The organism is Nocardiopsis sp. NPDC055824 (assembly GCF_053616335.1).
This window is the reverse complement of record NZ_JBSHDN010000297.1, coordinates 1-5,697: the sequence shown is the minus strand read 5'-3', so window position 1 is coordinate 5,697 and position 5,697 is coordinate 1. Positions and strand designations below refer to the sequence as shown.

4 protein-coding genes are annotated in these 5,697 nt (G+C 71.5%); 1 reads left to right on the top strand and 3 read right to left on the bottom strand.

Translation table 11 applies throughout. The features are described from left to right. Nucleotides 1-36: 36 nt before the first annotated feature. The 3 genes from ACWGL3_RS30530 to ACWGL3_RS30520 all read right to left on the bottom strand — a co-directional run bounded on the left by ACWGL3_RS30530 (nucleotide 37) and on the right by ACWGL3_RS30520 (nucleotide 3,488). Nucleotides 37-990, bottom strand: coding sequence for a tetratricopeptide repeat protein (locus ACWGL3_RS30530; RefSeq protein ID WP_267946314.1), 954 nt, complete (start codon nucleotides 988-990; stop codon nucleotides 37-39). A gap of 172 nt (nucleotides 991-1,162) precedes the next feature. Then, the gene (locus ACWGL3_RS30525) at nucleotides 1,163-2,893 is read right to left on the bottom strand and encodes an acyl-CoA mutase large subunit family protein (protein ID WP_267946315.1); all 1,731 of its coding nucleotides are present in this window, start codon (nucleotides 2,891-2,893) and stop codon (nucleotides 1,163-1,165) included. A 73-nt stretch (nucleotides 2,894-2,966) separates the two neighbouring features. Further along, nucleotides 2,967-3,488 carry a MarR family transcriptional regulator gene (locus ACWGL3_RS30520; protein ID WP_267950494.1) on the bottom strand — a complete coding sequence of 174 codons (522 nt, stop codon included), beginning with the start codon at nucleotides 3,486-3,488 and terminating at the stop codon, nucleotides 2,967-2,969. Between the two features lie 428 nt (nucleotides 3,489-3,916). Here ACWGL3_RS30520 and ACWGL3_RS30515 point away from each other — a divergent pair, with 428 nt between their 5' ends. Then, on the top strand, nucleotides 3,917-5,584 hold the full coding sequence (locus ACWGL3_RS30515) for a glycosyl hydrolase family 18 protein (protein WP_452462087.1): 1,668 nt from the start codon (nucleotides 3,917-3,919) through the stop codon (nucleotides 5,582-5,584). Nucleotides 5,585-5,697 lie beyond the last annotated feature (113 nt).

The window sequence follows — 5,697 nt, the reverse complement described above, 5'->3', positions numbered from 1 at the left end:
GGGCCGGCACGGGCGGACCGCTCCCCCGCTCCGTCCTCAGAACAGCGCGGAGGTGAGCTTGCGCCGGGCCGCGCCCACACGCGGGTCGCCCGGGGGCAGCAGGTCGAACAGCCCCAGCAGGTGCTGGCGCGCCCGGTCGCGGTCCTTGTCGCGCGTCGCCCTGACCGTGGCGACGAGGCGGTCGAAGGCGTCCTCGAACTTGCCTCCGTACATGTCGATGTCGGCCGCGGTGGTCTGCGCGTCCACGTCCGCCGGGTCGGCGTCGGCGGCCGCACGGGCGGCGTCCGGGTCGACGTCCTGGAGACGCCCCACCAGGCGCACCTGGGCGAGCTTGCTCCTGGACTCGGTGTCGCCCGGGTCGGCCTCGACGGCCTTGGCGTAGACGGCCGCGGCGGCGTCGAAGTCGCCCCGGTCCAGGGCCTCCTGGGCCTCGGCGTCCACCGGGCGGCCCTGGGGCGCCTCCGGCTGCGCGCCGGCGGCGTCCTCGGGCCCCGGCTCCCCCGCGAGGGTTCCGGGGTGGCCCGGGGGCAGCGCGCCCTGCTCCTGGAGGGCGGCGAACGCCTCGGTGAGCCAGCCGGTGAGCTGCTCCTCGGTCGCCGGGCCCGCCGGGCCGGGCAGGAGCTGCCCCTGGACGGCCACGATGATCATCGGGGCCGTGGGCACCCGGAGGGCCTGGACCAGCTGAGGGCTCGCGTCGCTGTCGACCTTGGCGAGGAACCAGTTCCCGCCGGAGGCCGCCGAGAGCTTGTCCAGGACGTCCTCGAACTGCTTGGACTGGTCGGACCAGCCGGCGAGGACGGCCAGCACGACGGGAGCGGTCATGGACCGCTCGAGGACCTGGGCCTGGAAGGAGGACTCGTCGACGTCGAAGGCGTAGGGGTTGGATCGACCCGCCGACTCCGCCGCACGCTGTTTGGCCTCGCGTTCCATGGCCGCCTTGCGCGCGCCGAGGTCAACGGCACTGTTCGGTGAAAAGTCCGAAGGCTGCATGCTTCCATCCTGCCGTATCCGCGGGGAGGGCGTGGACCGCCCGCGAAGGGGCCGGGCCGTGTTCGGCCGAACACGGCCCGGGGGCGGGCCTCCCCTCCTGCCCCCGCGTGACGAACGATGGGCCCCGCCGGAGGGTTCCGGCGGGGCCCGTGCGGATCGTGGGAGCCCGGTCTCAGAAGCGCGGGTCCTCGGTGTAGGTCCCGAACTCCTCCCCCATCGTCGCGCAGATCTCGCCCATCGTGGCCTCGGCCCGGGCGGCGTCCATGATGAGGGGGATCAGGTTGCGGTCGTCCGCGCGGACCCCCTCCAGGAGGGCTGCCAGCGCCGCGTCCACGGCGGCGCCGTCGCGGCGCGACCTGCGCTCGGCCAGCTCGCGCTTCTGCTCGTGCTCCACCTCGTGGCTGATCCGGAGGATGTCCAGTTCGCCGGAGACGGTGCCGGTGTGGCAGTTGACCCCCACGATCCGCTTGTCGCCCTTCTCCAGGGCCTGCTGGTACTGGAAGGCCGACTCGGCGATCTCCGAGCTGAAGTATCCGTTCTCGATCCCGGCGAGGATGCCGGAGGTCATCGGGCCGATCGCGTGCTCGGCCCCCTCCCCGCCGCCCATCCGCAGGATCTCCGCGAAGATCCGCTCCGCCTCGGCCTCCAGCTCGTCGGTGAGCGCCTCCAGGTACCAGGAGCCGCCGAGCGGGTCGGCCACGTTGACGACTCCCGTCTCCTCCATGAGCACCTGCTGGGTGCGGAGGGCGATCTCGGCGGACTGCTCGGTCGGCAGCGCCAGGGTCTCGTCCAGGGCGTTGGTGTGCAGGGAGTTCGTGCCGCCGAGCACCGCGGCGAGGGCCTCGACCGCGGTCCGGACCACGTTGTTGTAGGGCTGCTGGGCCGTGAGGGAGACGCCGGCCGTCTGGGTGTGGAACCGCAGCCACTGGGCCTTCTCCGTGCGGGCGCCGTAGACGTCCCTGAGGCGGCGCGCCCAGATGCGCCGGGCGGCCCGGAACTTGGCGATCTCCTCGAAGAAGTCGATGTGCGCGTCGAAGAAGAACGACAGCCCGGGCGCGAACGCGTCCACGTCCAGCCCCCGCGAGAGGCCGAGCTCGACGTAGCCGAAGCCGTCGGCGAGCGTGTAGGCGAGCTCCTGCCCGGCCGTGGCCCCGGCCTCGCGGATGTGGTAGCCCGACACCGACAGCGGTTTGTACGCGGGGATGTGCTCCGCGCAGTACTCCATGAGGTCGCCGATGAGCCGCAGCTGGGGCTCCGGCGGGTACAGCCACTCCTTCTGGGCGATGTACTCCTTGAAGATGTCGGTCTGGAGCGTGCCGTTCAGGGTGCGGGTGTCGACGCCCTGGCGCTCGGCGGCGACCAGGTACATGCAGAACGCCGGGACGGCGGGGCCGCTGATGGTCATCGAGGTCGTGGTGGCGCCGAGGGGGATGCCGTCGAAGAGCAGGTCCATGTCGGCCACGGAGTCGATCGCCACCCCGCAGTGGCCGACCTCTCCCAGGGCGTGGGGGGAGTCCGAGTCGTGGCCCATGAGGGTGGGCATGTCGAACGCGACCGAGAGCCCGCCGCCGCCGGAGGCCAGGATCATCTTGTAGCGCTCGTTGGTCTGGCGGGCGTTGCCGAAGCCGGCGAACTGGCGGATGGTCCACGCCCGCCCCCGGTAGCCCGTGGAGTGGAGTCCGCGCGTGAAGGGGAACTCGCCGGGCCAGCCGACGCGCTCGAAGCCGGGCACCTCGGCCCCGGGCGCGGGCCCGTAGACCGGCTGCAGGGGGCGCCCGGACAGGGACGTGAAGTCGGCGTCGCGTGTGCGCGCGGAGTCGTAGCGGCGCTGCCAGCGCTCGCGCCCGGCCTCGATCTCCTCGGCCCCGCCGCCGTCGGTGGGGTCGCTCGTGGTGTTCGCCATGACGAAATAGTAGGACGTCCAACTAAATATGTACAGGGACGACACCTGCGGCGCCCCGCCCGGAGCGGGCGGTTCAGCGACCCTCGGCGGCCCCGGACACGGGTTCGGGGAAGTCGCCGAAGTCCACCCTGAGCTTGGTGAACGTCTCGTGCATGCGCCACAGCTCCTCGTCGGAGTAGCAGCCCAGCCCGAAGTCCATGCCCAGCAGCGCCCGGGTCGCCTCCTCGGTGACGGCGCGCCCGGTGTCGGTGATGTCGGCCAGCACGCCGCGGCCGTCGCTCGGGTTGGGGCGGCGGCGCACGAAGCCCTGCCCCTCCAACCGGTCGATGGTGTTGGTGACGCTGGTCGGGTGCACCATCAGGCGCTCACCGATCTTGCCCAGGGGCAGGGAACCGGAGGCGCTGAACGTGAGCAGGACGAGGGCCTCGTAGCGGGCGAAGGTCAGACCGAACGGCTTGAGTGCGCCGTCCAGCTCGCCGATCAGGATCTGCTGCGCGCGCATGACCGAGGTGACCGCCGCCATCGCGGGCGAGGCACCCCATCTGCGCGTCCAGTTGTCGTGTGCGCGCTCGATCGGGTCGAACGGAAGATTCAACGGGTTTCCCACGCCGTCACTCTAGGGCGTACCCGGAGGGCGCCGTCCGCCACGAGGGAAGACCACCCGCCGTAGCATTCGCACGACGCGGAGTCAATGACTTCCGGTGGCCACAAGGGGACACGGGCACCCCAGGAGGCCGGTCCACCCCTCCAACTCGGAAAACCCGAAACCACGGCGGATGGTCTCCAGAAAGTTCACGGGAGGCCGTTGACGCCACCCGTAATTATTAGTTAAGTTTCCTAAAAATTTATCCCCCCACGTCAGAGGCACCGGAACGTTTTCCAGGACCTCACTTCGCTCGTGGACCACCCCTGCCGGAAGACCGCGCAGGCGCCCTCCGACCGACCGGCCGCAGCCCATCCCACCCGCTCCGCGGTGCGACGGTCATCCCCCGCCCCCAGCTCATGACCAGGAGATCTCCCGACGTGAGAGCACGACGTTCCGGCACCCTGCTCGCGGCCCTCGCCGCAGCAGTGCTGGCCGCCCCACTGGCGGCGGCACCTTCCACCGCCGCCGCAGAGGAGGCCGACGCCTCCGACCTCACGGTCACCTACGTCGAGTCCGCCCGCTGGAACACCGGCTACACCGGTGAGATCACCGTCCACAACGCCTCGGACACCCCCGTGAGCGACTGGACCGTCGAGTTCGCGCTGCCCGACGGCAGCCGCATCCACGAACTGTGGAACGCGAGCCTGGCGGGCACGGCCGAGGACTACACGATCACCCCGCCGCGCTGGGGCGCCACCGTCCCCGCCGGCGGCGAGTACTCCTTCGGCTTCAACGGCCTGCACGCCGACGGAGGCACCGACCCCGTCGGCTGCCTCGTCAACGGCTCACCCTGCTCCGGCGGCGAAGGCCCCTCCCACGACAGCTACTCCGTCGCCTACTTCACCCAGTGGGGACCGAGGGAACGCGACTACCACGTCCGCGACCTCGTCGACAGCGGCAGTGCCGAGAAGCTCACGCACGTCCAGTACGCCTTCGGCAACGTCAGCGCCGAGGGCGAGTGCGTCATGACCGACGAGGAGGGCCAGGGCGACGCCCTCGCCGACTACGGCCACCCCGTCCCCGCCGACCAGAGCGTCGACGGCGTCGCCGACGACCCCTCCCAGCCGCTGCGCGGCAACTTCAACCAGATCCTCGAGCTCAAGGAGCAGTACCCCGAGCTGGCCGTCAGCATCTCCCTCGGCGGCTGGGAGTGGTCGCGCCACTTCTCCGACGCCGCGCTGACCGCGGAGTCCCGCGAGAAGCTCGTCAGCTCCTGCATCGACCTCTACCTCCGGGGCGACCTCCCCGAGCTCAACGGCGCGGGCGGCGAGGGCGCCGCCGCGGGCGTCTTCGACGGCATCGACCTCGACTGGGAGTGGCCCGGCTCCGACGGCAACCCGCACAACGTCGTCCGCCCCGAGGACAAGGAGAACTTCACCGCCCTCGTGCAGGAGTTCCGCGACCAGATGGACGAGCTCGGCGCCGAGGACGACCGCCACTACGAGCTGACCGCCTTCCTGCCCGCCGGCGGCTGGCGCCTGGACGCCGGCTTCGAGCTGGACGAGCTGATGCCGAACTTCGACTTCGTCACCGTCCAGGGCTACGACTACCACGGCACCTGGGAGTCGGTCACCAACCACCAGTCCAACCTCGTCACCGACGCCCGCGACCCCGAGCCGGTCATCTCCGCCGAGCTCATCCACCAGGCCTACATCGACCGCGGGGTCGACCCGGCCAAGCTGGTCCTGGGCATCCCCTTCTACGGGCAGGGTTGGACCGGCGTGGAGCCCGGCCCCGACGGCGACGGCCTCTTCCAGCCCGCGACCGGCCCCGCGCAGGGCACCCACGGCACGGGCACCGAGGACTGGAAGGTCCTCCGCGGACTCACCGACGAGGGCTACGAGCTGTACCGCAACGACGAGGCCGGGACGGCCTGGCTCTACGACGGCCGGACCCTCTGGACCTACGACGACGAGACCGCGGTCGCCCAGAAGACCGACTGGGCCCAGGCCCAGGGCATGGGCGGCGTGATGATCTGGTCCATCGACGGCGACGACGCCGAGGGCAGCCTCATGGCGGCCATCGACGCGGCGCTGGCCGACTGACCCCTCGAACCCCCGGTCCGGCGTCCCCGGACCGGGGGTCACCGGGCACAGAGCCCCCACCCAGTGAGGCAGACACATGCGACTGAGAACCCCACGAGGCCGCGCGAGGAAGG

What these genes read in the sequence shown, in the direction of transcription:
- ACWGL3_RS30525 (WP_267946315.1), bottom strand. Translation starts at nt 2,893, where the DNA reads ATGGCGAACACCACGAGCGACCCCACCGACGGCGGCGGGGCCGAGGAG.
- ACWGL3_RS30530 (WP_267946314.1), bottom strand. Translation starts at nt 990, where the DNA reads ATGCAGCCTTCGGACTTTTCACCGAACAGTGCCGTTGACCTCGGCGCG.